Annotated in this window: 38 protein-coding genes, 1 tRNA gene and 1 pseudogene; 5 read left to right on the top strand and 35 right to left on the bottom strand. The window is 60.9% G+C overall.

Translation table 11 applies throughout. From position 1 onward, the window contains the following. Window positions 1-77 precede the first annotated feature (77 nt). The 32 genes from MPC4_RS11485 to MPC4_RS11330 form a co-directional block, all read right to left on the bottom strand. Entirely contained in the window at window positions 78-659 is a 582-nt protein-coding gene (locus MPC4_RS11485; RefSeq protein WP_174512635.1) for an adenylate kinase, read from the bottom strand. Further along, window positions 656-1984 carry a preprotein translocase subunit SecY gene (gene secY / locus MPC4_RS11480; protein WP_174512634.1) on the bottom strand — a complete coding sequence of 443 codons (1329 nt, stop codon included), beginning with the start codon at window positions 1982-1984 and terminating at the stop codon, window positions 656-658. Before secY ends, MPC4_RS11485 begins: the two co-directional genes overlap by 4 nt. After that, window positions 1985-2191: a hypothetical protein gene (locus tag MPC4_RS11475; RefSeq protein ID WP_174512633.1), complete on the bottom strand. Its 207-nt coding sequence runs from the start codon at window positions 2189-2191 to the stop codon at window positions 1985-1987. A 105-nt stretch (window positions 2192-2296) separates the two neighbouring features. After that, entirely contained in the window at window positions 2297-2785 is a 489-nt protein-coding gene (rplO, locus tag MPC4_RS11470) for a 50S ribosomal protein L15 (protein WP_174512632.1), read from the bottom strand. 26 nt (window positions 2786-2811) lie between these two features. After that, window positions 2812-3021, bottom strand: coding sequence for a 50S ribosomal protein L30 (rpmD, locus tag MPC4_RS11465; RefSeq protein ID WP_134488340.1), 210 nt, complete (start codon window positions 3019-3021; stop codon window positions 2812-2814). An 11-nt stretch (window positions 3022-3032) separates the two neighbouring features. Next, entirely contained in the window at window positions 3033-3602 is a 570-nt protein-coding gene (gene rpsE, locus MPC4_RS11460; RefSeq protein ID WP_134488342.1) for a 30S ribosomal protein S5, read from the bottom strand. 141 nt (window positions 3603-3743) lie between these two features. Then, the gene (rplR, locus tag MPC4_RS11455) at window positions 3744-4106 is read right to left on the bottom strand and encodes a 50S ribosomal protein L18 (protein ID WP_134488344.1); all 363 of its coding nucleotides are present in this window, start codon (window positions 4104-4106) and stop codon (window positions 3744-3746) included. A 27-nt stretch (window positions 4107-4133) separates the two neighbouring features. Continuing rightward, complete coding sequence (gene rplF / locus MPC4_RS11450) at window positions 4134-4667, bottom strand: 50S ribosomal protein L6 (RefSeq protein ID WP_134488346.1); 534 nt, start codon at window positions 4665-4667, stop codon at window positions 4134-4136. A 24-nt stretch (window positions 4668-4691) separates the two neighbouring features. Beyond that, on the bottom strand, window positions 4692-5090 hold the full coding sequence (rpsH, locus tag MPC4_RS11445) for a 30S ribosomal protein S8 (RefSeq protein ID WP_134488348.1): 399 nt from the start codon (window positions 5088-5090) through the stop codon (window positions 4692-4694). A gap of 12 nt (window positions 5091-5102) precedes the next feature. Continuing rightward, complete coding sequence (gene rpsN / locus MPC4_RS11440) at window positions 5103-5408, bottom strand: 30S ribosomal protein S14 (RefSeq protein ID WP_134488350.1); 306 nt, start codon at window positions 5406-5408, stop codon at window positions 5103-5105. 41 nt (window positions 5409-5449) lie between these two features. Then, window positions 5450-6172 carry a 50S ribosomal protein L5 gene (gene rplE, locus MPC4_RS11435; protein WP_174512631.1) on the bottom strand — a complete coding sequence of 241 codons (723 nt, stop codon included), beginning with the start codon at window positions 6170-6172 and terminating at the stop codon, window positions 5450-5452. Beyond that, window positions 6165-6482 (bottom strand): 50S ribosomal protein L24, encoded by a 318-nt coding sequence (gene rplX / locus MPC4_RS11430; RefSeq protein ID WP_134488354.1) that lies wholly within the window; start codon window positions 6480-6482, stop codon window positions 6165-6167. Before rplX ends, rplE begins: the two co-directional genes overlap by 8 nt. Further along, window positions 6482-6850 (bottom strand): 50S ribosomal protein L14, encoded by a 369-nt coding sequence (gene rplN / locus MPC4_RS11425; protein WP_026606357.1) that lies wholly within the window; start codon window positions 6848-6850, stop codon window positions 6482-6484. The genes rplX and rplN overlap by 1 nt, the downstream gene beginning before the upstream one ends. Before the next feature lie 108 nt (window positions 6851-6958). Beyond that, window positions 6959-7198 (bottom strand): 30S ribosomal protein S17, encoded by a 240-nt coding sequence (gene rpsQ / locus MPC4_RS11420; RefSeq protein ID WP_134488356.1) that lies wholly within the window; start codon window positions 7196-7198, stop codon window positions 6959-6961. 64 nt (window positions 7199-7262) lie between these two features. After that, a complete protein-coding gene (gene rpmC / locus MPC4_RS11415; RefSeq protein WP_134488358.1) occupies window positions 7263-7475 on the bottom strand; it encodes a 50S ribosomal protein L29 in 213 nt (70 codons plus the stop codon). Window positions 7476-7486: 11 nt separating this feature from the next. Beyond that, entirely contained in the window at window positions 7487-7900 is a 414-nt protein-coding gene (gene rplP, locus MPC4_RS11410) for a 50S ribosomal protein L16 (protein WP_134488360.1), read from the bottom strand. 31 nt (window positions 7901-7931) lie between these two features. Beyond that, window positions 7932-8651 carry a 30S ribosomal protein S3 gene (rpsC, locus tag MPC4_RS11405; protein ID WP_174512630.1) on the bottom strand — a complete coding sequence of 240 codons (720 nt, stop codon included), beginning with the start codon at window positions 8649-8651 and terminating at the stop codon, window positions 7932-7934. 9 nt (window positions 8652-8660) lie between these two features. Further along, entirely contained in the window at window positions 8661-9047 is a 387-nt protein-coding gene (gene rplV / locus MPC4_RS11400; RefSeq protein ID WP_134488364.1) for a 50S ribosomal protein L22, read from the bottom strand. Between the two features lies 1 nt (window position 9048). Continuing rightward, window positions 9049-9327: a 30S ribosomal protein S19 gene (gene rpsS, locus MPC4_RS11395; RefSeq protein ID WP_134488366.1), complete on the bottom strand. Its 279-nt coding sequence runs from the start codon at window positions 9325-9327 to the stop codon at window positions 9049-9051. Between the two features lie 2 nt (window positions 9328-9329). Further along, window positions 9330-10169 carry a 50S ribosomal protein L2 gene (gene rplB, locus MPC4_RS11390; protein WP_174512629.1) on the bottom strand — a complete coding sequence of 280 codons (840 nt, stop codon included), beginning with the start codon at window positions 10167-10169 and terminating at the stop codon, window positions 9330-9332. A gap of 27 nt (window positions 10170-10196) precedes the next feature. Further along, complete coding sequence (locus MPC4_RS11385; RefSeq protein WP_134488370.1) at window positions 10197-10508, bottom strand: 50S ribosomal protein L23; 312 nt, start codon at window positions 10506-10508, stop codon at window positions 10197-10199. Next, a complete protein-coding gene (rplD, locus tag MPC4_RS11380; protein WP_174512628.1) occupies window positions 10505-11125 on the bottom strand; it encodes a 50S ribosomal protein L4 in 621 nt (206 codons plus the stop codon). The genes MPC4_RS11385 and rplD overlap by 4 nt, the downstream gene beginning before the upstream one ends. Beyond that, window positions 11122-11850, bottom strand: a complete 729-nt coding sequence (gene rplC, locus MPC4_RS11375; RefSeq protein ID WP_174512627.1) for a 50S ribosomal protein L3 — start codon at window positions 11848-11850, stop codon at window positions 11122-11124. Before rplC ends, rplD begins: the two co-directional genes overlap by 4 nt. Window positions 11851-11934: 84 nt before the next feature. Continuing rightward, complete coding sequence (gene rpsJ / locus MPC4_RS11370) at window positions 11935-12243, bottom strand: 30S ribosomal protein S10 (protein ID WP_026606368.1); 309 nt, start codon at window positions 12241-12243, stop codon at window positions 11935-11937. A 129-nt stretch (window positions 12244-12372) separates the two neighbouring features. Further along, a complete protein-coding gene (gene tuf, locus MPC4_RS11365) occupies window positions 12373-13563 on the bottom strand; it encodes an elongation factor Tu (protein WP_134488375.1) in 1191 nt (396 codons plus the stop codon). A gap of 41 nt (window positions 13564-13604) precedes the next feature. Beyond that, a complete protein-coding gene (gene fusA, locus MPC4_RS11360; protein ID WP_174512626.1) occupies window positions 13605-15680 on the bottom strand; it encodes an elongation factor G in 2076 nt (691 codons plus the stop codon). Window positions 15681-15717: 37 nt separating this feature from the next. Next, the gene (gene rpsG, locus MPC4_RS11355; RefSeq protein ID WP_134488379.1) at window positions 15718-16188 is read right to left on the bottom strand and encodes a 30S ribosomal protein S7; all 471 of its coding nucleotides are present in this window, start codon (window positions 16186-16188) and stop codon (window positions 15718-15720) included. Between the two features lie 81 nt (window positions 16189-16269). Further along, window positions 16270-16641 carry a 30S ribosomal protein S12 gene (gene rpsL / locus MPC4_RS11350; protein ID WP_012589627.1) on the bottom strand — a complete coding sequence of 124 codons (372 nt, stop codon included), beginning with the start codon at window positions 16639-16641 and terminating at the stop codon, window positions 16270-16272. A 399-nt stretch (window positions 16642-17040) separates the two neighbouring features. Then, on the bottom strand, window positions 17041-18462 hold the full coding sequence (gene serS / locus MPC4_RS11345; RefSeq protein ID WP_174512625.1) for a serine--tRNA ligase: 1422 nt from the start codon (window positions 18460-18462) through the stop codon (window positions 17041-17043). A gap of 95 nt (window positions 18463-18557) precedes the next feature. Beyond that, complete coding sequence (gene tatC, locus MPC4_RS11340) at window positions 18558-19343, bottom strand: twin-arginine translocase subunit TatC (protein ID WP_174512624.1); 786 nt, start codon at window positions 19341-19343, stop codon at window positions 18558-18560. Between the two features lie 138 nt (window positions 19344-19481). Next, entirely contained in the window at window positions 19482-20105 is a 624-nt protein-coding gene (gene tatB, locus MPC4_RS11335) for a Sec-independent protein translocase protein TatB (protein WP_174512623.1), read from the bottom strand. Window positions 20106-20143: 38 nt separating this feature from the next. Beyond that, a complete protein-coding gene (locus tag MPC4_RS11330; protein ID WP_134488383.1) occupies window positions 20144-20392 on the bottom strand; it encodes a twin-arginine translocase TatA/TatE family subunit in 249 nt (82 codons plus the stop codon). Window positions 20393-20722: 330 nt separating this feature from the next. Here MPC4_RS11330 and MPC4_RS11325 point away from each other — a divergent pair, with 330 nt between their 5' ends. Continuing rightward, entirely contained in the window at window positions 20723-22135 is a 1413-nt protein-coding gene (locus MPC4_RS11325; protein WP_174512622.1) for an APC family permease, read from the top strand. A gap of 45 nt (window positions 22136-22180) precedes the next feature. On the opposite strand, the gene MPC4_RS11320 is transcribed toward MPC4_RS11325, so the two are convergent. Continuing rightward, window positions 22181-23275: a sensor histidine kinase gene (locus MPC4_RS11320; protein ID WP_174512621.1), complete on the bottom strand. Its 1095-nt coding sequence runs from the start codon at window positions 23273-23275 to the stop codon at window positions 22181-22183. Between the two features lie 317 nt (window positions 23276-23592). Here MPC4_RS11320 and MPC4_RS11315 point away from each other — a divergent pair, with 317 nt between their 5' ends. Together MPC4_RS11315 and MPC4_RS11310 are read left to right on the top strand one after the other, a co-directional pair. Then, complete coding sequence (locus tag MPC4_RS11315) at window positions 23593-24384, top strand: TIGR01458 family HAD-type hydrolase (protein ID WP_244628967.1); 792 nt, start codon at window positions 23593-23595, stop codon at window positions 24382-24384. 166 nt (window positions 24385-24550) lie between these two features. Continuing rightward, window positions 24551-24640: transfer RNA gene (locus tag MPC4_RS11310), tRNA-Ser, on the top strand. Window positions 24641-24702: 62 nt separating this feature from the next. On the opposite strand, the gene MPC4_RS11305 is transcribed toward MPC4_RS11310, so the two are convergent. Continuing rightward, a complete protein-coding gene (locus MPC4_RS11305; RefSeq protein WP_174512620.1) occupies window positions 24703-25182 on the bottom strand; it encodes an EVE domain-containing protein in 480 nt (159 codons plus the stop codon). Then, complete coding sequence (locus tag MPC4_RS11300) at window positions 25179-25541, bottom strand: VOC family protein (protein ID WP_174512619.1); 363 nt, start codon at window positions 25539-25541, stop codon at window positions 25179-25181. The genes MPC4_RS11305 and MPC4_RS11300 overlap by 4 nt, the downstream gene beginning before the upstream one ends. A 67-nt stretch (window positions 25542-25608) precedes the next feature. Between MPC4_RS11300 and MPC4_RS11295 the strand changes: the two genes are divergently transcribed. Both MPC4_RS11295 and MPC4_RS11290 read left to right on the top strand, forming a co-directional pair. After that, window positions 25609-26043 (top strand): MarR family winged helix-turn-helix transcriptional regulator, encoded by a 435-nt coding sequence (locus MPC4_RS11295; protein WP_174512618.1) that lies wholly within the window; start codon window positions 25609-25611, stop codon window positions 26041-26043. Window positions 26044-26104: 61 nt separating this feature from the next. Next, window positions 26105-26582, top strand: a pseudogene (locus tag MPC4_RS11290) (IS701 family transposase); the annotation flags it as partial. Between the last annotated feature and the right edge of the window lie 123 nt (window positions 26583-26705).

Here is a 26705-nt window from a genome sequence, read left to right as displayed (position 1 = left end):
CCTCGCGAAATGGACGGCCGGACGCCCGCTCGCCGCCCCGCCGTCTCCGCTTTCATCAATTGGCGTTTCGAACCGAATCAGCCTTGCAGCGCGCGCTCGATCGCAGCGGACACTTCATCGATCGGCGCCATGCCGTCAACCGCCTGCAAAGCGCCCGTCGCCGCGTAAAACGCCGAGACCGGGGCGGTCTGGGCATGATACGACTCAAGCCGCTTCTTGAACGCCTCCGGATTGTCGTCGGCGCGAACGGCCTCTCCTTTGGCGATGGATTCCTGCGCCCGATTCTCGATTCTGGCGAGCAGAGCCTTGTCGTCGACCTTGAGCTCGATCACCGCATCAAGATCCATGTCCTTGCCATGGAGGATCTTCGCGAGCGCCTCGGCCTGCTTCACCGTGCGCGGAAAACCATCGAGGATAAAACCCGCCCTGGCGTCGGGCTCATCGATGCGATCGGCGATGATGCCAACCACGATTTCATCCGAAACGAGCCCCCCGGCATCCATCACCGCCTTCGCCTTGAGGCCGATCGCCGTACCGGCTTTGACCGCCGCGCGCAGCATATCGCCGGTCGACAATTGAGGAATTTTGTATTTTTCCTGCAGACGCGACGATTGCGTCCCCTTCCCGGCCCCTGGCGGGCCAAGAAATACAAGCCTCATCTGCGTCTCCCCTTCAATTTTGCTTTTTTGACAAGGCCTTCATATTGATGCGCCTGCAGATGGCCAAGGACCTGAGCCACAGTGTCCATCGTCACGCTCACCACGATGAGAAGCGAAGTGCCGCCAAAATAGAACGGAAGCGCCGCGTAGGAAATAAGCATTTCTGGTAATAGACAGATGACCGCGAGATAGGCCGCGCCAATCACCGTAATCCGCATCAGGATGGTGTCGATATATTGAGCCGTCCGCTCGCCCGGACGGATTCCGGGGATGAAGCCGCCATGTTTCTTCAGATTATCGGCGGTCTCCACCGGATTGAACACGATCGCCGTGTAGAAGAATGCAAAAAATACAATCAACGCCACATAGGCGACCATATAAAGCGGCCGGCCATGGCCGAGATAGCTCGAGATGATCGCGACGATGCCGGACTGGTTTTGCGAGAAATTCGCGATCGTCGTCGGCAGCAACAGCAGAGAAGAGGCAAAAATCGGAGGAATGACGCCTGAGGTGTTGAGCTTCAACGGCAGAAACGAAGTCTGCCCCTCATAGACCTTATTGCCCTGCTGGCGCTTTGGATAGGTGATCAGCAGACGGCGCTGCGCCCGCTCCATGAAGACGATGAAGGCGATGACGCCGATCGACATCGCGAGGACGCCGATGATCACGCCTGTCGAAATGGCGCCCTGCCGGCCAAGTTCAAGCGTGTTGACGATGGCGGAAGGGAAAGCCGCGACGATGCCGGCGAAGATGATGAGCGACGAACCATTGCCGATGCCGCGCGAGGTGATCTGCTCGCCGAGCCACATCAGGAACATTGTGCCGCCCATCAGCGTCAGCACGGTCGAGATGCGGAAGAAGAAACCGGGATCCGTGACGACGCCCGGCTGGCTCTCGAGCCCGACGGAAATGCCATAGGCCTGGAATGCGGCCAGCACCACGGTCAGATAGCGCGTATATTGGTTGATGACCTTGCGCCCGGATTCGCCCTCCTTCTTCAAGGCTTCCAGCGTCGGAAATACCGAAGTCAGAAGCTGAATGATGATCGAGGCCGAAATATAGGGCATGATGTTCAGCGCGAAGATCGCCATGCGCTGCACGGCGCCGCCCGCGAACATATTGAAAAGTTCGAGAACGCCCTGCTTGTTGCCGGTGAAATTTGCTTCGAACGCGGCGGGGTCGATCCCCGGCAGGGGAATATAGGTGCCAAACCGATAGATGATCAGCGCGCCGAGAGTGAACCAGATGCGCTTCTTGAGTTCCTCGGCCTTGCCGAACGCGCTCCAATTGACGTTTGCCGCAAGCTGTTCTGCCGCCGATACCATTCAGTGCTCCTCAGGCGCCGCAAGCGCCGGAATGCTCATATTGAGGCCAGGCGCCCGGGCCGGGAATTCGCGGATGCGCACATCGGAGGCGTCCAGCGGCTCCGCGTCAATGTAGGATCGCCGCCGGGATGCGCCACCGTCACCTCGCTCGCGACCCCTTATCAGGACGCCGACGCTTTCCTTATAGGTCAGCCGCGAAAGGAGCAAAAGCCCTTCCGCGAAGCTTTGCGAACAGGTCGCCAGAGCCCTGTCACGGCCTCCCCGCGTCCCGCGAGAAGCTCGCGGCGAAAGCCCGACAGGCGCTGCGACGGCTCAGCCAGCGTCGGCGGGAGCCTCGGCCGCGGCCTTCAACAGGCGAATGGAGCCACCGGCGCCTTCAATCGCGGCGACCGCGCTCTTCGACGCGGCGGCGACCTCAAACGACAGCTTGGCCTCAAGCTTGCCGACGCCGAGGATTTTCACGCCGTCGCGGGGCTTCGAGATCAGTCCGCACTGAATCAGGGCTTCGTTGGTGATGGCGGCCGCCGGGTCGAGCTTGCCCGCTTCGACCGCTTCCTGAATCCGGCCAATGTTGATCTCGTTGTAATCCGTTCCGAAGGGATTCCAGAAGCCGCGCTTGGGCAACCGCCGGTGCAAAGGCATCTGACCGCCCTCGAAACCCTTGATCGCGACGCCTGTGCGGGCCTTCTGCCCCTTGACGCCGCGCCCGCAGGTCTTGCCCTTGCCGGAGCCGATGCCGCGTCCGACGCGCATACGGGATTTCGACGAACCGGGATTGTCGGAAATGTCATTCAGTTTCATGTCAGTGTCCTTAGCCGGCCGCGGACTCAAGCGCCTTCGACGATGCGCAGGAGATGAGCGACTTTCGCGATCATGCCGCGCACCGCCGGGGTGTCCTCAAGCGAAGAGCGGCGGCCGATTTTGTTGAGCCCGAGGCCCTTCAGCGTCGCGCGTTGCTCCGCGGGCCGTCCAATGGGGCTTTTGGTCTGCTCCAGGGTGACCCTGGCGGCGGACCCGGATTGGGCGTTGCTGGTCATCATCGGCTCCTTCACCCTTCGCTGACGGCTTCGGCTTCGCCGCCTTGGCGGCGGGCCTGAAGGGTGGACACTTTGAGATTGCGGCGCGCCGCGACAGCGCGCGGGGAATCCTCATGGGTCAGCGCGTCGAAGGTCGCGCGCACCATGTTGTAGGGGTTCGAGGACCCCTGCGACTTGGCGACGACGTCATGCATTCCGAGCGTCTCAAAAATGGCGCGCATCGGACCGCCGGCGATGATGCCCGTGCCAGCGGGAGCCGCGCGCAGCACCACGCGCCCTGCCCCATGACGCCCGTTGACGTCATGATGCAGCGTCCGGCCTTCACGCAGAGGCACGCGGATCAGGGAGCGTTTCGCCGATTCGGTCGCCTTCCGGATCGCCTCCGGCACCTCGCGCGCTTTGCCGTGACCGTAGCCGACGCGACCCTTCTGGTCGCCGACGACGACGAGCGCCGCGAAGCCGAACCTGCGGCCGCCCTTCACCACCTTGGCGACGCGATTGATATGGACCAAGCGGTCCATGAATTCGCTGTCGCGCTCCTCGCGGTCGCGGCCACGGCCGCCTTCACCTTCACGCGCCATGTCTTTGTTCCATCTTCACGTCAATTTCCTATCCGTCACTGTCGCGCGGCCGCCAATTGCGTCCCGCTCGCTCCGGTCCTGGCATTCACCGCCTCGACGCATGACCTCATCCGAAAAGTCAGCACTTTTCGGGATCACCCGTCAGAAGCTAAGACCACCTTCGCGCGCGCCTTCGGCCAACGCCTTGACGCGCCCGTGATACATGTATGAGCCGCGATCGAACACGACTTCCTTGACCCCGGCCGCGGCCGCGCGCTCGGCGATCAGCTTGCCGATCGCTTTCGCCGCCTCGACGTCGGCGCCGGTCTTCAGACTTTCGCGATTGGCCTTCTCGAGAGACGAGGCGGCCGCCAGCGTGCGGCCGGCGGCGTCGTCGATGATCTGGCAATAGATCTGTTTCGACGAGCGGAAGACCGAAAGCCTTGGCTTGCCGTAAGCGCGCGCGCGCAGCGAGCGTCTGACGCGCGCCTGGCGACGGGCTGTGGCCACATTGTCTTTTGCCATGACTGGCTCCTGATCCTTAGCTCGAAATTACTTCTTCTTGCCTTCCTTGCGGAAGATGAATTCGCCGGCGTATTTGACGCCTTTGCCCTTATAGGGCTCCGGCGGACGCAAAGCGCGTATTTCGGCGGCGACCTGTCCGACCTGACGCTTGTCAATGCCGGTGATCGACACCTCCGTCGGCTTCGGCGCGACGATGGCGATGCCTTCCGGTATCGGAAAGCTCACATCATGGCTGAAGCCGAGCGAGAGCTGCAGGTTTTTGCCTGAAACCGCCGCCTTATAGCCGACGCCGGTGATCTCGAGCTTGCGCTCGAAGCCTTTCGAGACGCCAGTGACGAGATTATTCACCATGGAGCGGGTCATGCCCCATAAGGCTCGCGCCCGCTTGGTTTCGTTGCGCGGCGCAACCTCGATGCCGCCGTCGCCCAAAACAACGCTGACGTCGTCAGGCGCGGCGAAGGACAACGCGCCTTTGCCGCCCTTCACCGAAATCAACTGCCCTTCGATCTTGGCCGTGACGCCGGAGGGAATGACGACCGGCTTCTTTCCGATACGAGACATAACTTAAATTCCTCGGTCTTTCGGTCAGAAGACCTTGCAAAGGACTTCGCCGCCAACATTGGCTTCGCGAGCGGCATGATCAGCCATCACGCCTTTCGGCGTGGAGATGATCGTGATGCCAAGGCCGTTCGCCACGCGGGGCATGGCGTCGACGGCGGCGTAAACGCGCCGCCCGGGCTTCGACACGCGCTGGATCTCCCGGATCACCGGAAGGCCATCGAAATATTTGAGTTCGATCTCGAACTCTGTGCGGCCGTTGCCATATTCGGTCGTCGAATAGCCCCGGATATAACCTTCAGACTGCAGCACGTCGAGCACATGCGCGCGAAGGCGCGAGCCTGGCGTCTGCACTTTGCCTTTGCGACGCATCTGCGCATTGCGGATACGGGTGAGCATATCGCCCAACGGATCGTTGACAGCCATGATCCGTCCCTCCTACCAGCTCGACTTGACGAGACCGGGAATGAGGCCCTGCGACCCCAGTTCCCGCAACGCGATGCGCGACATCTTCATCTTGCGCGTGAAGGCCCGCGGGCGACCGCTGACTTCACAGCGGTTGCGGATGCGCACGGCGGATGAATTGCGCGGCAGCTCGGACAGTTTGAGGCGCGCGGCAAAGCGCTCCTCGCCGTTCAGGCTTTCATCATTGGCGATCGCCTTGAGGCGGGTCCGCCGGTCGGCATACTGCTTCACCAATTTGATCCGGTGCTTGTTCTTCTCGATCGAGCTTTTCTTAGCCATAAACCTCTACCCCTGGTCGCCGCGTCTGAAACGAGTGTGTTTCACTGCCGGAACGGGAAGTTGAATGCGCGCAACAGGGCGCGCGCCTCGTCGTCGGTTTTCGCCGTCGTGCAGACGATGATGTCCATGCCGACGATGCTTTCCACCTGATCATAATTGATCTCGGGGAAAATAATGTGTTCCTTGATGCCCATGGCGTAGTTGCCGCGGCCATCGAAGCTCTTCGGGTTCAGGCCGCGGAAGTCGCGAATGCGCGGCAGCGCAATCGTCACCAGACGGTCGAGAAACTCATACATGCGCGTCTTGCGCAAAGTGACCTTCGCGCCGATCGGCATGTTTTCGCGCACCTTGAAGGTCGCGATCGCCTTACGGGCATGCGTGATGACGGGCTTCTGTCCGGCGATCAGACCGAGGTCCGCCGCCGCCAGCGTCACCTTCTTGGTGTCGTTGACCGCTTCGCCGACGCCCATGTTCAGGACGATCTTTTCGATTGTCGGCACTTCGAGCGGATTCTTATAGCCGAACTGCTCGGTGAGCTGCTGGCGCACAACCTCATCGTAATGCTTCTTGAGACGCGGCGCGTAATCCTTCGGCGAGGCGAGATCCGCCGCCGAAGCGGTCGCATAAGCGGCGCGCTCGCGCCCACCGCCCTCACCGCCGCCCTTAGCAACGGTCTTGGGGGCAGCGCTCTTTGCGCCCTTGGCGTCTTTGCCGCCCTTGGGAGCGGCGCCCTTGCCGCCCTTCCCTGCTTTGGAATCAGCCATCGATCACGTCTCCCGACCGTTTCGCCACGCGAACCTTGCGGCCGTCATCTTGAATCTTGAAGCCAACCCGCGTCGCTTTGCCATCCTTGGGGTCGGCGATCGCGAGGTTCGACAAATGAATGGTCGCCTCTTTCGAGACGATGCCGGCTTCCTGGCTCGCAGTCTGCCGCTGATGGCGCTTTACGAGGTTCACGCCGCGAACGATGGCGCGATCCTCTTTCGGAATGACCTTCAGCACCTCGCCCGAGCGGCCCTTGTCGCGACCGACCAGGACGACGACCTTGTCGCCCTTCTTGATCTTGGCGGCCATTACAGCACCTCCGGCGCGAGCGAAATGATCTTCATCTGGTTGCGCGCGCGCAATTCGCGCGGCACCGGCCCAAAGATGCGGGTGCCGATCGGCTCCGACTGATTGTTGATCAGCACTGCGGCGTTGGAATCGAAGCGGATCACCGAACCGTCGGCGCGCTTGATGTCCTTCGCCGTGCGCACAACGACCGCCTTCATGACATCGCCCTTCTTGACGCGGCCGCGCGGAATAGCCTCCTTGATCGACACGACAATGATGTCGCCGACGCCGGCATATTTCCTCTTCGAGCCGCCGAGCACCTTGATGCACATCACGCGGCGCGCGCCGGAATTGTCCGCGACGTCGAGATTCGTCTGCATCTGGATCATCGTTTCTTACCTTTCTTGTCAGAACGGTTTCCGGAGCGTCAACCACGCCGCGGACTACGTCTGAAGGAGGCCCGCCTCCTTAGCGTCTAAAGAGCAATCCCAAAAGCCTCAGGCGTTTTCCGTCGGCACGACGATCCATCGTTTCAGCTTAGAGATCGGCTTGGTCTCCTCGATGGACACCGTATCGCCGACCTTGAAGGCCTTTGTCTCGTCATGCGCATGGTAGTTCTTCGACCGCCGCACCGTCTTCTTCAAGAGCGGGTGCGTAAATCGACGCTCCACCTTCACGACAATGGTTTTTTCCTGCTTGTCGCTCACGACGACGCCCTGGAGAATTCGCTTCGGCATAGTCTTTCAAACCTGTTCTTTTCCGACCGGGCGGAGCCCGCGGCGCAAGCCTATTTCAGCAAGCCTATTTTACGGCCCCGCTCCGCAACTGCGCAGCGATCGTCTTGAGGCGGGCGATGTCGCGGCGAACGACCCGCACGCGCGCGGTGTTTTCGAGCTGTCCGGTGGCGCGCTGGAAGCGGAGATTGAACTGCTCTTTCTTGAGGTTCAAAATCTCCTGCTCGAGCTGATCGCCGGACATGACCTTGAGATCGGACAAACGCTGTGTCGCTTTCATGACCGCTCCCCCTATTCCTGAATGCGCTGGATGAAGCGCGTCTTGATCGGCAGCTTCGCGGAGGCGAGCCGCAGCGCCTCACGCGCGAGATCGACAGGAACGCCGTCGAGTTCGAACATGATGCGGCCCGGCGCCACGCGAACCGCCCAAAGCTCAGGCGCGCCCTTGCCCTTACCCATGCGCACTTCAGTCGGCTTCTTCGAGACCGGCACATCCGGGAAGATGCGGATCCAAACACGGCCGGCGCGCTTCATGTGACGCGTCATGGCTCGGCGAGCCGCCTCGATCTGACGCGCGGTGATCCGCTCGGGCTCGAGCGCCTTCAGGCCGAACTGCCCGAAGTTCAGTTCGAAACCACCCTTCGAGGCGCCGTGAATACGGCCCTTGAAGGCTTTCCGGAATTTGGTGCGCTTGGGTTGCAGCATGATTCAAAAACTCTCAGATGTTCAGTCGCGCTCAGGCGGCGTCGCGATCGCGCCGGCGCCGCTCGCCGCCGCCGCCGCCGTGGTCCTGCTCGGCCAATCGCTTGTCCTGAGCCATTGGATCATGTTCCAGGATTTCACCCTTGAAGATCCAGACCTTGATGCCGCATGTGCCATAGGCCGTGTGAGCCGTCGCCGTGCCGTAATCGACGTCCGCGCGCAGCGTATGCAGCGGCACCCGGCCCTCGCGATACCATTCAAGCCGCGCGATTTCAGCGCCGCCGAGGCGACCCGAGCAATTGATGCGGATGCCTTCCGCGCCGAGGCGCATCGCCGATTGCACTGCGCGCTTCATGGCGCGCCGGAAGGCGACGCGACGCTCGAGCTGCTGCGCAATCGAATCCGCGACGAGGGTCGCGTCGATCTCGGGCTTGCGCACCTCGACGATGTTGATGAGGACTTCGCTGTCCGTCATCTTCGCGACGAGCTTGCGGATCTTGTCGATGTCCGCGCCCTTCTTGCCGATGACGACGCCGGGGCGGGCGGAATGAATTGTCACACGGCATTTCTTGTGCGGACGCTCGATGATGATCTTCGAGACGGCGGCCTGCTTCAGCGTCTTCATCAGAGCCTCGCGGATCGCCATGTCCTCATGGAGGAGCTTGCCATATTCGCCCTTGCCTGCGAACCAGCGCGAATCCCAGGTCCGGTTGATGCCGAGCCGAAGGCCGATCGGGTTGACTTTCTGTCCCATCTTCTCTCCTCAGGCCTCAGCCGCAGCGGCGACTTCGCGCAGCACGATGGTCAGATGCGAGAACGGCTTCTCGATCCGGCCAGACCGACCGCGCGCACGCGCGCTGAACCGCTTCATCACCAAAGCCTTGCCGACATGGGCCTCGGCGACGACGAGATCGTCGACATCGAGGCTATGATTGTTTTCCGCATTCGCGATCGCGCTCTCCAACGTCTTCTTGACGTCGAAGGCGATGCGCTTGCGCGAAAATTGCAGATCGGCCAGCGCCCGGTCGACCTTCTTGCCGCGAATGAGCTGGGCAAGCAAATTCAGCTTCTGCGGGCTGACGCGCAACATGCGCGCCACCGCCTTGGCCTCATTGTCTTTAAGCGCGCGCTGCGTTTTCTCCTTGGACATATCAGCCTCTCCTGGCTTTCTTGTCCGCCGCATGGCCGTGGAAGGTCCGCGTCGGAGAGAATTCGCCGAACTTATGGCCGATCATTTCCTCAGTCACAATGACGGGGACATGCTTGTGGCCATTGTAAACGCCGAACGTCAGCCCGACGAACTGCGGCAGAATGGTGGAGCGCCGGCTCCAGATCTTGATGATTTCGGAGCGTCCCGAAGCGCGAGAGGCGTCTGCCTTCTTCAGCAGATAACCGTCGACGAACGGGCCTTTCCAGATCGACCGAGCCATGATCAGCCCTTCTTCTTGCTCTTGTGACGCGAGGTCACGATGAATTTCGTTGTGGACTTGTTCGAGCGCGTCTTCTTGCCCTTGGTCGGCTTGCCCCATGGGGTCACCGGATGGCGACCGCCCGAAGTGCGTCCCTCGCCGCCGCCATGCGGGTGATCGACCGGGTTCATGGTCACACCGCGATTGTGTGGCCGCCGGCCGAGCCAGCGGCTGCGTCCCGCTTTGCCAACCGAGGCGTTCATATGGTCGGGGTTCGACACCGCGCCGACAGTGGCGAAGCACTGGCCGTGGATCAGCCTCTGCTCGCCCGAATTCAACCGGATGATCACATAGCCCTGGTCGCGGCCGACAACCTGCGCGAAGGTGCCCGCCGAACGAACCATCGCACCGCCCTTGCCGATCTTCATCTCGACATTGTGCACGATCGTTCCAACCGGCATGTTGGCGAGCGCCATCGCATTGCCCGGTTTCACGTCCGTCTGCGCCGAGGCGATCACCTCGTCGCCGACCGCAAGCCGCTGCGGCGCAATGATGTAGGACTGCTCACCGTCCGCATAGCGCACCAGCGCGATGAACGACGTGCGGTTCGGATCATATTCGATCCGCTCAACCGTCGCCGGCACGTCAAGCTTGCGGCGCTTGAAATCGATGATCCGATAGCTCTGCTTATGACCGCCGCCGCGAAAGCGAACGGTGATCCGCCCATTGTTGTTGCGTCCGCCCGACGACGACTTGCCCTCGGTCAGCTGCTTCAGCGGCTTACCTTTATAAAGGTCGCTGCGATCGACGATCACGAGCTGGCGAAGGCTCGGCGTGACCGGTTTGAACGTCTTCAGTGCCATCGGCGCAAATCCCTAAAATCCTAAAGTTCAAAGACCAGTCGTGACGTCGATCTTGTGACCGTCAGCGAGGGTCACAACCGCCTTCTTCACGTCTGACTGAACGCCCCGCGTTCCTTTGAACGTTTTCTTCTTGCCCTTGCGGATCAGCGTATTGACGCCGGTCACCTTGACGTCAAACAGTCTTTCGACCGCCGCCTTGATCTCAGGCTTTGTCGCCGTCCGGCGAACCTTGAAGATCACCTGGTTCGCTTCCGAGGCGAGCGTCGCTTTTTCGGTGATCACCGGCGCGAGGATGACGTCGTAATGATGCGCATCGAGCGCGAGTTTCGAGCTGCTCATTTTAAACGCGCCTCCAGGGCGTCGATCGCCGCTTTGGTCAAAACGAGTTTGTCCCGGCGCAGAATGTCGTAGACGTTGATGCCCTGCACGGGCAGCACGTCAATTTGAGGAATGTTGCGCGCGGCGAGTGCGAAATTCACCTCGGGCTCCGCGCCGTCGATGATCAGCGCGTTGGTCAGGCCAAGCTTGGCGAAGCTGGCCTTGAGGCCCTTCGTCTTCACATCCGGAACTGCGGCTTCCGACCAGACGATGATCCCGCCATCCTGCGCCTTTGCCGACAGCGCGTGCTTCAACGCCAGCGCCCGCACCTTCTTAGGCAGGTCGTGCGCATGGGAGCGCACCACCGGACCGAAGGCGCGACCGCCGCCGCGGAACTGCGGCACGCGCGCCGAGCCGTGTCGCGCCGAGCCAGTGCCCTTCTGCTTATAGAGCTTCTTGCCGGTGCGCGCGATTTCCGCCCGCCCCTTGGTCTTATGCGTTCCAGCCTGCCGCTTGGCGAGCTGATAGCGGACCATACGCGCGATCAGATCATGGCGCGGTTCGAGTCCGAAGATCGCATCGTCAAGGTCAATCGACCCGGCCGCCTCGCCGTTCAAAGAGGTAATGTCGATCTTCACGATTCCGCTCCCGTCCCCGTCTCGGCGACATCGCCCTCGACGGCGCCTTCGGCCAGGCGATATTTGCCAGGCTTCGGCGCGTCTTTCGGAAGCGCCTTCTTCACAGCGTCGCGCACATAGATCCAGCCGCCGGCGGTGCCAGGCACCGCGCCTTCGACAAGGATCAATCCGCGCTCGATATCGAGCTGGACGACCCGAAGATTAAGCGTCGTTACCCGCTCGGTCCCCAAATGTCCGGCCATCTTCTTGTTCTTGAAGGTCTTGCCGGGATCCTGACGGCCACCGGTCGAACCATGCGAGCGGTGCGACAGCGACACGCCATGCGTTGCGCGCAAGCCGCCGAAGTTCCACCGCTTCATCGGGCCGGCAAAACCTTTGCCGGTGCTCGTGCCCGTCACATCGACAAACTGACCGACGACGAAATGATCCGCCGTGATCTCCGCGCCGACCGGAAGCAGCGCATCTTCCTCAACGCGGAATTCGGCGAGCTTAAGCTTCGGCTCGACCTTCGCGACGGCGAAGCGGCTACGCTCCGCCTTCGACACGTTCTTCACCTTGGCCCGGCCAATGCCGAGCTGAAGCGCCGTGTAGCCGTTCTGCTCTTTGGTCCGGTGCGCGACGACCTGGCAGCCGTCGAGCTTCAAAACCGTGACCGGCACATGCTCGCCGACGTCGCTGAAAACGCGAGTCATGCCGAGCTTCTGTGCGATGACACCTGACCGCATGGTTCAATCCTTCAAGTCCCAAGCATGACGCAGCCATTTGGCCGCCAAGCGAGGGGATTCGTCTCTTGCAACAGCCCGCTTGCGCTAAAGCTTGATTTCCACGTCGACACCGGCGGCGAGATCGAGCTTCATCAAAGCGTCCACCGTTTGCGGCGTCGGATCAACGATATCGAGCACGCGCTTGTGCGTCCGGATCTCGAACTGCTCGCGCGACTTCTTGTCGACATGCGGCGAACGGTTCACGGTGAACTTCTCAATCTTCGTCGGCAGCGGAATGGGTCCACGAACCTGCGCGCCCGTCCGCTTCGCCGTCGAGACGATCTCTTTCGTCGAAGAATCCAGGATTCGATGATCGAATGCCTTGAGGCGAATGCGGATATTCTGGCCGTTCATCAATTCAATCCCTGTCGGCCTGCGTCGGAAATATCCGGTTCGCCGGCTTTAACCCTGTCCCATGCCGCCCCCGCATGGCTGACGGCGCAAAGCCGCCAGCCCGGGGACTTATCGTCTTGTCCGCAATCGTTACTCGGTGATCGAGGCGACGACGCCGGCGCCGACGGTGCGGCCGCCTTCGCGAATAGCGAAACGCAGCTTCTCTTCCATCGCGATCGGCACGATCAGCTCGACGTCCATGGTGACGTTATCGCCCGGCATGACCATTTCCGTGCCCTCGGGCAGCGTGACGACGCCCGTGACGTCGGTCGTGCGGAAATAGAACTGCGGACGGTAGTTCGTGAAGAACGGCGTATGACGGCCGCCTTCGTCCTTGGTGAGGATGTAGGCCTCAGCCTTGAACTTGGTGTGCGGCTTCACAGAGCCCGGCTTGCACAGCACCTGGCCGCGCTCGACGTCCTCGCGCTTGGTGCCGCGCAGCAGCGCGCCGATGTTGTCGCCGGCCTGGCCTTGATCCAGCAGCTTGCGGAACATTTCAACGCCGGTCACGACGGTCTTGACGGTCGGCTTCAGCCCGACGATCTCGATTTCTTCGCCAACCTTGATGATGCCGCGCTCGACGCGGCCGGTCACCACTGTGCCGCGGCCAGAGATCGAGAAAACGTCTTCGACCGGCATAAGGAAGGGCTGGTCGATCGGACGCTCCGGCTGCGGAATATAGGCGTCGACGGTCTCCATCAGCTTGAGCACGGCGTCATGTCCGATTTCAGGCTGCTTGCCTTCGAGCGCGCAAAGAGCCGACCCCTTCGTGATCGGAATGTCGTCGCCGGGGAAATCATATTTCGACAGCAGTTCACGAACTTCGAGCTCGACGAGCTCAAGAAGCTCGGCGTCATCGACCATGTCGACCTTGTTCATGAACACGACGAGCGCCGGAACGCCGACCTGACGCGCAAGCAGGATGTGTTCGCGCGTCTGCGGCATCGGACCATCAGCGGCGGAGACGACGAGGATCGCCCCATCCATCTGCGCCGCGCCCGTGATCATGTTCTTCACATAGTCGGCGTGGCCGGGGCAATCGACATGCGCATAGTGGCGGTTCTTGGTCTCGTATTCGACGTGCGCCGTCGAGATCGTGATGCCGCGCGCCTTCTCTTCCGGCGCCTTGTCGATCTGATCATAGGCCGTGAAGACCGCTCCGCCAGACTCGGCCAAGACTTTGGTGATCGCAGCCGTCAGCGACGTCTTGCCATGATCGACATGGCCGATCGTGCCAATGTTGCAATGCGGCTTGTTCCGCTGGAATTTTTCCTTGCCCATCGTATGGCTCCTCTAGAATCTCTTAGCGCTTGGCTCGCCGCTTAAGCGTATTTTGCCTGGACCTTCGCGGCTTCGCCCGCGGGGACCTGTTCATAGTGGTCGAACTGCATCGTGTAGTTGGCGCGGCCCTGGCTGAAGGACCGCAGTTGATTGACGTAGCCGAACATGTTCGCAAGCGGCACCATCGCATTGATGACGACCGCATTGCCGCGCATGTCCTGTCCCTGTACCTGACCACGCCGTCCGAGCAGATCGCCCATGACTGAGCCGGTATAGTCCTCCGGCGTCGTCACTTCGACCTTCATGATCGGCTCGAGCAGCACGGAGCCGCCCTTCTGCAGCGCCTCCCGGAAGGCCGCGCGGGCGGCGATCTCGAAGGCGAGCACCGACGAATCGACGTCGTGGAAGCCGCCGTCGATCAATGTCGCCTTGACGTCAACGACAGGGAAGCCGGCGAGGACGCCCGATCCCATAACGCTATTGATGCCCTTCTCGACGCCGGGAATGAATTCCTTCGGCACCGAGCCGCCGACGATCTTTGACTCGAAAACATTGCCCGCGCCTGCTTCATTCGGCTCGAAGACAATGATGACGCGGGCGAACTGACCCGTGCCGCCCGTCTGCTTCTTGTGCGTATGGTCGATCTCGACGCGCTTCGTCAGACGTTCGCGATAGGCGACCTGCGGCGCGCCAATATTTGCGTCGACCTTGTAGGTTCGGCGCAAAATGTCGACCTTGATGTCGAGATGAAGCTCGCCCATCCCCTTCAGAATGGTCTGGCCGGATTCCTGATCGGTCGAGACCCGGAACGAGGGATCTTCCGCCGCAAGCTTCGCCAGGGCGAGGCCGAGCTTTTCCTGATCGGCCTTGGACTTGGGCTCGATCGCAATCTCGATGACAGGCTCGGGGAACTCCATGCGCTCCAGAATGACCGGCTTGTTGAGGTCGCAAAGCGTGTCGCCCGTGCGGGTGTCCTTGAGGCCCGCGAGCGCGACGATGTCGCCCGAATAGGCTTCCTTCACGTCCTCACGATTGTTGGCGTGCATCAGCAGCATGCGGCCGATGCGCTCTTTTTTGTCCTTGGTCGAGTTCATGACGGTCGTGCCCGACTCGACATGACCCGAATAGACGCGCGCAAAGGTCAACGTGCCGACGAAAGGATCATCCATGATCTTGAAGGCGAGCATGGAGAAGGGATCTTCGTCGCGCGGCATGCGCAGAACTTCCTCGCCGGTGTCGACGTCGACGCCCTTGATCGCCTCGCGATCGATTGGCGAGGGCAGATAATCGACGACAGCGTCGAGCAAAGGCTGCACGCCTTTGTTCTTGAAGGCGGAGCCGCACAGGACCGGAATGAAGGTAATGTAGCGCACAGCCTTGCGAATGAGGCGCTTCAGCGTCTCTTCATCGGGCTCGACGCCGTCCAGATAGGCGGACATTACATCGTCGTCGAGCTCAACTGCCGTTTCCAGAAGGATATGGCGGTATTCTTCGGCCTTTTCCTTAAGGTCGGCCGGAATTTCCGCGTCATGGTACTTGGCGCCAAGCGCCTCGTCTTCCCACACCACCGCCTTCATGCGGACAAGGTCGATAATTCCCTTGAAATCGGACTCGGAGCCGATCGGCAACTGGATACAGACGGGACGGCCGCCGACCTTGGTCTTAATCTCATCGACGCAGCGATAGAAATCGGCGCCGATCTTGTCCATCTTGTTGACGAACACAACACGCGGAACATGATATTTGTCAGCCTGACGCCATACGGTTTCCGTCTGCGGCTCGACGCCCTGGTTGCCGTCGAGCACGCATACCGCGCCGTCGAGCACGCGCAGCGAACGTTCGACTTCGATGGTGAAATCGACGTGGCCAGGGGTGTCGATGATGTTGAGGCGCTTGCCATTCCAGAAGGTGGTCGTCGCGGCGGAGGTGATCGTAATGCCGCGCTCCTGCTCCTGCTCCATCCAGTCCATGGTCGCAGCGCCGTCGTGCACTTCGCCGATCTTGTGCGATTTGCCGGAATAATAGAGGATCCGCTCCGTCGTCGTCGTCTTGCCCGCATCAATGTGGGCCATGATGCCGAAGTTGCGGTAGTCCTCGATTTTATGGCTGCGCGGCATATTCAATTCCCTTCAAGCGCGAAACGCTCAAAATTCTTTACCAGCGATAATGCGAGAAGGCGCGGTTGGCTTCCGCCATACGATGCGTGTCTTCCCGCTTCTTGACCGCGTTGCCGCGGTTGTTGGCGGCGTCCATCAGTTCGGCCGACAGGCGATCCACCATGGTCTTGTCGTTGCGTCCCCGGGCGGCGGTGATGATCCAGCGGATGGCCAGCGCCTGACGGCGCTCCATGCGGACCTCGACCGGAACCTGATAGGTCGCGCCGCCGACCCTGCGCGAGCGCACTTCGATCGCCGGAGCGACATTTTCCAGCGCCTGCTTGAAAACGACGAGCGGCTCGCCGCGGGTCTTCTGCTCGATGATGTCGAAGGCGTCATAGACAATCGCCTCGGCGACCGACTTTTTACCGTCGTACATGATCGAATTCATGAACTTCGTGAGAATGACATCCCCGAATTTCGCGTCCGGGATGACTTCCCGCTTTTCGGCGCTATGGCGGCGAGACATATCGTTACGCTCCGTCCAACTTCAATTTCTAAATGGGGCCAAGATGCAAGGCCGGCTATGGTGCTTTACGCGAAAGCCCGATTATTTCGGCCGCTTCGCGCCATATTTCGAACGGCGCTGCTTGCGGTTCTTGACGCCCTGCGTGTCGAGCACGCCGCGCAGGATGTGATAGCGCACGCCGGGCAGATCCTTGACGCGGCCGCCGCGGATCATCACCACCGAATGCTCCTGCAGATTGTGGCCCTCGCCCGGAATATAGCCAATGACCTCGAAACCGTTGGTGAGGCGCACCTTGGCGACCTTGCGAAGCGCCGAGTTCGGCTTCTTCGGCGTGGTCGTGTAGACGCGCGTGCAGACGCCGCGCTTCTGCGGGGAGGCGCCGAGATGGCGGGCCTTTTCCCGGTAGGTCTTTTCCTGTCGCGGCTTGCGGATCAATTGACTGATCGTCGGCATGCTTCGTCTTTCCAAACAATTAGAGGCAAGAGCCATTCTGCCCTTGCCGAGGTAGCGATATCGCCAGAATCCCCGCTTTGCCTGCCGACCGGCACGCAAAAACGCGAAAAAATCAGCGCCAATAGCCTCTTAAGGCTTTCGGCGCTGGGTTCACGCAGAGGACCACGGCAAACCATGGTCTTGCCTCTCGTCGACCCAAGACGAATCCGCAAGGAATCGCGCAGAGGATCTTTATTGTGACATTACAGTCGCTGGATCCGACAGCGTTTAGGCTTCAATGGGTTCAGGACGAGACGTCCCCGAAACGTAAAAGCCTACTGCCTGTCTGAGGTGGGCGGAACTTAGTGACGTCCACCTGACCCGTCAACCCCTTTCCGCAGGAAATTCATCTCTCTTTAGCTATTGCGCTTTTTCGATACGCGTCACGCCGCCCATGTAAGGCCGCAAGGCGTCCGGCACAGTGATCGAGCCGTCCTCATTCTGGTAGTTCTCCAGAACGGCGACGAGCGCGCGCCCGACCGCGACGCCCGAGCCGTTGAGCGTAAAGACAAATCGCGTATTTTTCGCGCCCTCCGGCCGGTAACGCGCATTCATGCGCCGGGCCTGGAAATCGCCGCAGAGGGAGACGGACGAAATCTCGCGATAGCGGTCCTGGCCCGGCAGCCAGACCTCAATGTCATAGGTTTTCTGCGATGCGAAGCCCATGTCGCCGGTGCAGAGCGTCACCACGCGATAGGGAAGGCCGAGGCGCTGCAATACTTCTTCGGCGCAGGAGAGCGTGCGCTCATGTTCGGCAAGCCCCTGCTCCGGCGTCGTGACCGACACGAGCTCCACCTTGGCGAACTGGTGCTGGCGAATCATGCCGCGTGTGTCGCGTCCGGCGGAGCCCGCCTCAGCGCGAAAGCAGGGCGTGCAGGCGGTGAACCGGAGCGGGAGCTGCTTTTCGTCCAGAATCGATTCGCGGACGAGATTGGTTAGGGGGACTTCAGCGGTGGGGATGAGCCAATATCGGTCGGTGTCCTGCTGCAATCCACTAAATTCAAAGTCAGTTTTACGCGCTTCTTCGATACTTGTTTTTTCGGCACAGTCGAGCGCTAGCGCCCAAATATTCTTCATACCGTTATAATCTCGGCTTTGGTCGATAGGACCCGCATAGGTCGCAAACTGATCCTCAAAAAACTTCGGCAGTTGCGCCGTGCCGAACATCGCCGCGTCCTTGACGAGGATCGGCGGATTGACCTCCGTGTAGCCGTGCTCGCCGGTGTGCAGATCCAGCATGAAGGCGCCTAAGGCGCGTTCCAGCCGCGCCAGCGGACCCTTGTTCACGACGAATCGCGCGCCGGATAATTTCGTCGCGGTCTCGAAGTCCATCAGGCCCAAGGCTTCGCCCAACTCGAAATGCTCCTTCGGCTTGAACGAAAATTTCGGCTTCTCGCCAAAGGCATGATGCTCGGGATTGTCGTTTTCGTCCTTGCCGAAAGGAACGTCCTCAAGCGGCAGATTAGGAATCTCGGATAAGGCCTTCTCGAGCGCCGCGGTCGCCTCGCGTTCCTCCGATTCGAAGTCGGCAAGCCGCGTCTTGAGTTCGGCGACCTCAGCCTTCAAGACGTCCGCCTTGGCTGAGTCTTTGGCGGCCATGGCCTGGCCAATTTCCTTCGAGGCGGCGTTGCGGCGCTCCTGAGCTGCCTGGGCTTGGGCGATCGCCGCGCGGCGCGCGTCATCAAGCGCGAGAAGATGGCCCGCCAAGGGCTCGAGGCCACGCCTCTGCCGACCCTTGTCAAAACGCTCAGGATTGTCGCGAATCCATTTGATATCGTACATTGAATTTCTTCCAGCGTAACAAACGCCATGATGCGGGCGCGAAGGCTGCGGCTCCCTTATCGCTCACCATGAGGGCTGGGGGATGCGCAGTGTTCTTAAGCGCCCGGCGCCTGCCCCGCGCTTTGGGTCATGCGCTTCTTTTCGATCATCCCCACCGCCACAATGGACAGCTCGTAAAGAAGCAGAGCCGGCGCCGCAAGCGCGAGCATCGAAAAAATATCGGGCGGCGTCAGCACAGCGGAAATAATAAAGACGAGCACCACGGCGTAACGCCGCTTGTCCCGCAAAAAGGCCGAGTCGATGATTCCGACCTGCCCGAGAAGGGTGAGAACGACCGGTAGCTGGAAGGTGACGCCAAAGGCGAAGATCAAGGTCATGATCAGCGAGAGATATTCGCTGACGCGCGGCAAAAGCTCGATCTGCGCCCTGCCCGGTTCCTTTGCCTGCTGCATGCCGATGAAGAAATGCAGCAGGTTCGGCATCACGACGAAATAGACGAGCAAAGCGCCAAGGGCGAAAAAGATCGGCGTCGCCATCAGATAAGGAGCGAAGGCCTTGCGCTCATGCTTATAGAGCCCCGGCGCCACAAAGGCGTAGATTTGCGCGAAAATCACCGGACAGGAGAGGAAGGCGGCGGCGAAAATCGCGACGCGAATCTGAGTGAAGAAATACTCCTGCGGCGCCGTGTAAATGAGTGTCGCGTCGGGGCCCGCGACATGCTCAAAGGGCACCAGAAGGACATTATAAATGTCCTTGGCGAAAAAGAAGCTGATGAGGAACATCACGAGAAAAGCCGCCACCGCCTTGATGAGCCGCGAGCGCAGCTCGATCAGATGCTCCATCAACGGGGCTTTGCTAGCCTCGATATCAGCGTCGGTCATCGAAGGCTCGTCTTTGCAGGCTGCTGCTTGGGCAGTTGGTTGGCGGACGCCGGCCGGAGATCCACTGGGAGACGGCGCGACGCGGCCGGCGGCCTGGTCCGCGCCCTCGTGAGATCGAGCGCTGGCGCCTTCTCGAAATCACGCATTATCTTGCAGCGATGGGTCGCGCCGAAGGGGAGCCGCCGAATGATCGCCCTCGACATGCGGCTGCTCGGGGCGAGGCGCGGTTTCGATTTCAGCCTTGAGAGCGGTCGCCAGAGCCTGCATCTCGGCGTCTATTCCCGCCTTCGAGCCTTCCTGGCCCTTTTGATCCGCGGCGGCGCCCTCGTGCGGGCCTTCCGGCGATAAAGGCAAATCCAGCTCCTTCAGCGCCGGCCCGGAGCCATCCGGGGCAGCCGGCAAGCCTGGCGGGGACAAGGCCTGGGCGGCTGCGGGATCAGCCTCCGAAAGGGCGCTGGATTTGGCGGCCGGCGCGGCGCCGTCGATCGCGCCCTTGAGCTCATTCTTAATATCGGCGAGAGGGTTGAATGGAATGTCGACCTTGGCGCTTTGGGCGAGCTTTTCGACGTCAGCCTTGACGTCGGCCATGTCGGCTTCCCGCATCGCCTCCATGAACTGGCCCTGAAATTCCGCCGCCATCCGCCGCATCTTGCCGACAGCCTGCCCAAGCTGACGCAGCACGCGCGGCAGCTCCTTGGGCCCGATGACGATCAGCGCCACGATCCCGATGATGATGAGTTTGCCAGCGTCGAAATCGAACATGCGGGACGGTTACTCGAATCTGCTCGCAGGGGCTCGGCTCAGCTGACCTTGCGAGTCTCCGAGACCTTCGCCGGATCGCCAGCGACCTGATGGTCGATGCTCCGCAATGGGGCCTCGCCGGCCCGCTGGGCCTCAGCCTTCTCGTCGTCTTCCGAAAGGCCCTTCTTGAATGATTTAATGCCTTTGGCGACATCGCCCATGATGTCGGAAATTTTGCCCTTGCCGCCGAACACCAGCAGCACGACCGCCCCGACGATAAGCCAATGCCAGATGGAAAGACCGCCCATGGCGAAAACCCCTTGAATGAGAGCGCGCCGGCGCCAGGCGCGCGTTTAAGCGCAGAACTTATGGCGCCCCCGGTCCAAAAACAAGGAAGGGCCGTGAGGAAATTCAGGCATCGCATTTAACCTTGTGCCTCGTTCTTAAGCAAATGGCGCAGCTTTGAGCGCACATGACGTCTCGATGCGCGCGCCCAAAACCGCCGCCCGTGTTTGTGGGCCGCATTTTCCGAACATTCCCTCGAAGCAACTATTATTCCCAAATCCCGCAGCAGGCAGTGGCACATGGATTGCCAAGAAGTTTTTTTCACTTTTAGGAAACCAAGCTGCGAGGCTTCCATGTCTGAATTGCGAAAAGATAGTCTCTCCTTCGTCGAGACACTCGGCCAGTCGGTCGCCAATGTCTCGCCGACGCTGACTCCCGCCCTTGCCGTCGCGGTCGTCGCGGGCATGGCGGGAACAGCGTCCTGGCTGGTCTATATCGCGGCGACCATCGCTCTGCTGATCGTCGGTCTCAATGTCGGCAAGCTTGCCAAGCGGATTCCCGCCGCCGGGTCTTTCTTCGTCTACGTCTCCCGTTCGCTCGGGCCGTCCTACGGGCTGCTCTCCGGCTGGTCCATGCTGGCGGCTTATCTCTTCACTGCGATGGCGCTGACCATCGCAACCTCGCTTTTCATCAAGACCCTATTGACGACGCTGCAGATCGCCGCGGCGCCGCCGAGCATCATCATCTATCTCGCGGTGTCGGGTTTGGCGCTCTGGTTCGCGTTCCGCGACATTCGCCTGTCGTCGCGGGTCGGCCTGACGCTCGAAGCAATTTCCGTCGCCATTATCCTCATCGTCAGCGTTTCCGCGCTCGCCCATGTGGGCTTTGCTCCCGACGTCAAGCAATTCAGCCTCGAGGGAGCCGATCTCGGCAAGTCGCTTCAGGCGATCGTCTTCGCGATTTTCTCCTATGTCGGATTCGAGAGCGCCGCCTCGCTCGGCAAGGAGGCGCGCGATCCTCAGCGCGTAATCCCCAAAGCCATTCAATGGACCGCGCTGTCCGCCGGACTTTTCTTCGTGTTCACGACCTATGTCATCACGCAAGGGTTCCAGGACGATGCGACGAAGCTCGGCGCCAGCGGCGCGCCGCTCGGCGACATTCTCGCCGGGCAAAGCGCCTGGATCATCGCCCTTGTCTATTTTGGCGCAGCCATCAGCAGCTTCGCTTGCGCCCTAGCGTCGATCAACGCCTTCGGCCGCACCCTGTTCTCGCTTGGCCGCTACCAGATTTTGCACAGGTCTCTCGGGCTCGCGCATCAAAAGCACAAGACGCCCCATGTCGCCGTGACGATCGGGGCGGTCGTCAATTTCGTGCTGGTCGCGCTGCTCAGCGGAAATTCCGAAGTCGACACCTTCGGCTGGTACGGCACGATCGCCTCTTATGGCTTTATCGTTGTCTATTTTCTGGTCTCGATCGCAGCGCCGGTCTACCTCAAGAAAACCGGCGAACTCACGACGCGCGATACGGTCATTGGCGCCGTCGGCGCGACGCTGATGGCGCTGTCCCTCGTCGGCAGCCTGTATCCGCCGCCGCCGTATCCCTATAATCTGCTCCCCTACGGATTCCTCGTTTACATGCTGCTCGGCGTCGCCTGGTTCTATGTGCTGAAGGCGCGGGCGCCCCACACCCTGCTCGGCATAGAAAACGATCTCGAGGAGGCCGCGGCCGCGGCTGGCTCTCCAGCTACGGCCGTGGCGGCTGAGTAAACGAAAGACAATGAAGCGCGGCGGAGCATTTCCGCCGCGCCGCGATCAAGCCGCGGCTTCTGGCGTGGCGGCGGCGCGTGTAAAGAAGATGGTGACGCGCATGCCGCGGCCAGGGCTCGACTCGACCGTCAGCGTGGCCTTGGCGTTTTCGCGAAGCGAACGGACGATCAAGGCGCTGAGCTTGCCGCGCTTTGGCCATTCATCGCCTTCGGGCAGGCCAGCGCCGTCATCGGCGATCACGACGCGGCACCCCTCGCTGTCCGTGAGGCTCTGCAACGAGATCGTGCCTTGCTCGCGCCCCGGAAAAGCGTGCTTGAGGGCGTTTGTCAAAAGCTCATTGACGACAAGGCCGGTCGGCATGGCGACGTTGACCGAGACAGGATAGGCGTCGACCTTGAGGTCCAGCCGCACGCCCTCTGTTGCGTGAGCGCGCATGACGGCCGAGGCGATCTGGGTGAGATAGGCGCCAAGATCGACCTCCTGGCCAGGCTGATCGTCGCCGAGTGAATTATAAAGCAGCTGCAGCGCCTCGATGCGGCCGGCGATTTTATCGAAAGAGCCGCCTGCCGCGTCCGCGCTGGCGGTCTTCGCTTCATAGCGGATTAAGGCTGTGATCATCTGCAAATTGTTCCGGACGCGGTGCTGAATTTCCCGCAGGGCGGTGTCCTTCTCGCGCAATTGCCGCTCGAATTCTTCGCGCGCGCCATCGCGGTCGATATGGACGCAGACGAGCGCGGCGAGCCTGAACACGGTTATTCCAGCGTCGTCCTCGATCGTGTTCGAATAAGCCTCGACGGCGACCTCTTCGCCGTCGGGGCGCTCGATCATGAACGAGCCGACGTGATCACTGCTTTCAATGATGGCCTGGCCGAGAAGCCGAGCGGGGTCGCCACCCAGCGCGCGGCCGCGCACAACGCCCCACGGCCTGCCTTCCACCTCGCCGAAAGCTTGGCCGGACAGTTTTTCGAACTCTGGATTGACGTAGACGATGCGTTCGCCCTCCGCCATCTCGGAAACGATAAGAGCAACAGGGACCTGATCGAGAAAGCGGCGGAATTGCTCGCTTTCAAGCGCCCCGGCCAAATCGGGCGTCGTGAGCAGGTTTTCGATTTGCTCGGCCTTGTCGTCGTCTTTGGTCATGGGGCGGAAGAAAACTCTCTATCGGAAGTCGCGGAGCAAGCTGAGCCGGGAACGCCGCCTTGAACCACTCTAAGCAAGGTTGCGTTGTGGCGCCAACGCAGCTTGCTCAGCGAGCCGCCGATTTCGAATTGTTTTCGTTGCAAAACCGGCATCCGGCTTTCAGAACGATATGCAGCTTCGATGCTTCTAAACTTAAATAATAGCAGAAAATTCGCCAATGCGGGCTTTCATTCGCGGCGCGCCGGCCGCCGGCTCACTTTGATGGCGGCGCGATTGCTGCATAAATACGCACGCGGTCGAACGAAAGCGAAGATTAAGTGTCACAGGTGAAGAAGCCCGGAAGCGACCAAGCCGTCAAAGGCGTTCTCCTTGATATAGACGGCGTTGTCTGCGTTGGCCCCAGGGCTCTCGCGGGCTCGCTCGACGCAATCGCCCATATCCGGGAATTGGGCGTGCCGCTGAAGTTTGTCACCAATACGACGCGCCGTCCAAGGCGCGTCATCGTTGAGGATCTCATGCGCCTTGGACTCGAGGTCGCAACCGAGGACATATTCACGCCGGCAAGCATTGCACGCAATCTGTTGGCGCAGAAAAATATTGCGCCCTTGCTGATCGTGCACCCGGACCTTCGCGAGGATTTTGCCGGCTTGCCGGCAGGCAGCGTCGAGGCCGTCGTGATCGGCGACGCGGGCGACTGCTTCAGCTATGATAATTTGAACAAGTCCTACCGGAAGCTTATCTATGGCGCCGAGTTTTTCGCACTCGCGAAAAATCGGAATTTCCTCGACCGCGACGGGGAGCTCAGCCTCGACGCGGGTCCTTTCGTAGCGGCGCTGGAATATGGATCCGGGAAAACCGCAACGGTCCTCGGCAAGCCCTCCCCCGCCTTTTTCAAGCTCGCCGTCGAGAGCATGGGGCGCCCAAGGGAGCATGTCGTCATGATCGGCGACGATGCGGAAGCCGACGTCGGCGGCGCTATGGCGGCCGGCCTTCAGGCAATCCTCGTGCGCACCGGCAAATATAGGCCCGGCCAGGAGACGCATTTACCGACTCCGCCGACGGCCGTCGTCGCCGATCTCAAGGCCGCGGTCGAATGGATGTTTGGCTGATGAACCGGCTCGGACGCTATGACGCTTGACCTCCACCTCCGGCGCCGCTCACGGTCATTCTGCGTCAGGCGCCGCCGCCTGCAAAACGACAGTTGGAATCGCGCGCAGTTCTGCGTATAGACACGAAGCTTCGCCGTGCGTCGTCGGACGAGTCGTCATGATTGCCGGAAGGGTGGCCGAGTGGTTTAAGGCAGCGGTCTTGAAAACCGCCGTGGGTGCAAGCCCACCGTGGGTTCGAATCCCACCTCTTCCGCCACACTGCCCAAAAGGTCTCGTTTCGCGAACGATTTGCCGTCGAGAGCCGCCGATTTTCCTCTTTTATCCGATTTCAGTTGGAATGGCGCCGTGGGTCTGACTGTTGATCGACTGCTGCGAGGTGAATCTGTATTCCATGGCGATCGCGATCGTGTCGAAGTCCGCCTGCGTAATTTCGAAGAAGCCCTGACGCATCAGCCATCCCCAATTCTGGTTCTCTCGCGAGAAGGAAAGCTGGCCGAGCAAAGGGGTGATCGGCGCGTCTTTTGTAGGCTGATAGTCGATATCGCGACGCCAGGGGTGGAAGCATCCGGATTGTTCGGCATGATATGCTGTACCCGGTCGCACCCGTCCGATAGCCGTAAAGGCGCGAATTAGCGCGCCCTCACCCATGCATTCACGTGGCGAATAATAGACCACGCCATCTCCAGCCGAGAGCTTGCGAACGCGAGCCTCGCGCCCGTGGCAGAACTGGCAAAACCCGCCAGTCTCTGCCGCCTTGACATGATCGCGGCTTGCAACACCAATCCAGTAGCGCGTCATGCGGTATGAACCGTGATCGTGTAGCCAAACGGATCACGGAACGCGAAATACCGGCCGAACGGACCGTCCTTCGGCGGAAAGGCGATGGCTATTCCTGCCGCCTTCAATTCCTCATGCAGCGCATCGGCGTCATCACAGCCAAACCACAGAGCAACGCCCCAGCCCAGCCTCCCCTGAGCCGCGTCCAGGTCCACCAAAGGCTTTCTTACTGCGAAGGGAGCGGGCTTGCTGTCGAAGACCATCGATTCGGGCGTTTCTTGCAGCACAGGCAGGCCCAGCCTGTCCCCATAGAAGGCTTTGGCTGCGTGCAGGTCTTCTGTCTGGATGGCGATGAAATCGGGGCCGGTCAGTCTGGGCATGGTTGCCTCCGCGGCGTGGGATGATAGTATCAGGAACCTGATATAATATAAGGCCCCTTATATTGCAATGAACAAAGATATGACGCCGCTGCTGGGATATCGGCTCAAGCTTGCCCAGCATGCTCTGCACCGGCGCATGGAGGAGGCGCTGAAGCCACTTGGGCTCAATCCTGCCCAATATGCGGTGCTGGCCGAACTGAATGCGAGGCCGGATCAGACCAATGCCGACCTGGCCGAGCGAGCCTTCATCACCCCGCAATCGATGCAGGGCGTTCTGGCGAAACTGGAAGGATTGAGGCTGGTCGAGCGTCGGCAGGATGTTCGTCACGGTCGTCGCCAGCTCGCACGTTTGACGCCCGATGGGTATGTGAAGGCTGAGGCCGCGAATGCCGAGATGATGCGGGTCGAGGAAGTGCTTGAGGCCGCGGTCGATCCGGATACCGTTCAAGATGCCGTTGATCTGATGGACCGGCTTCACAGCGCCATGTGCAAGCAGGACTAGCACTACTTTGGCAGAATTTTGAGGGGTTGTGCATTTTTGGGATTCCCGAGACGCGCATTGCGTGATTCATGGGTGGTCGGCGTCACGGAGGGCCGACCATGGACGAGATTTGGAAGTCCGATCTTGAGCGGTGGCTGGCGCCTTTTCTCAGTGCTTTTCGACACAAGGCGCGGGCACGGATGTGCCCGGTTTATGTTGCGGGGCTGATCGGCGCGGGGGATCGCAAGAGCGTCCAGCCCATGGCGGCGCGCGACGGCGAAGTCGGCTACGACCAGCTTCATCACTTCATCGCCAGCGGCGTGTGGGACGCCGCGCCGCTTGAGAAGGCCCTGCTCGCCGAAGCCGACAGAATGGTTGGCGGCGCCGACGCGTGGCTGATCGTTGACGATACGGCATTGCCGAAAAAGGGCGAGCATTCGGTCGGCGTCGCGCCACAATATGCCTCGTCGCTCGGAAAGACCGCCAACTGTCAGTCGCTGGTCTCGCTAACGTTGGCGTCACGCGAGATTCCGGTGATGGTGGGCCTGCGGCTATTTGTAATGGACCGCAATCATCCGCGGCCGGGATCGCAATCATCGCAAGTTCCGGCCCACAATCATTGCAACTAGCCTCGGCGCTCGGGACCACAATCATTGCAACTGGACCCACATTGATTGCAACCG

The organism is Methylocella tundrae (genome assembly GCF_901905185.1).
In the GTDB taxonomy this organism is placed as follows: domain Bacteria; phylum Pseudomonadota; class Alphaproteobacteria; order Rhizobiales; family Beijerinckiaceae; genus Methylocapsa; species Methylocapsa tundrae.
The sequence above is the reverse complement of the archived record's forward strand: the minus strand, read 5'-3'. Positions and strand labels throughout refer to the sequence as shown.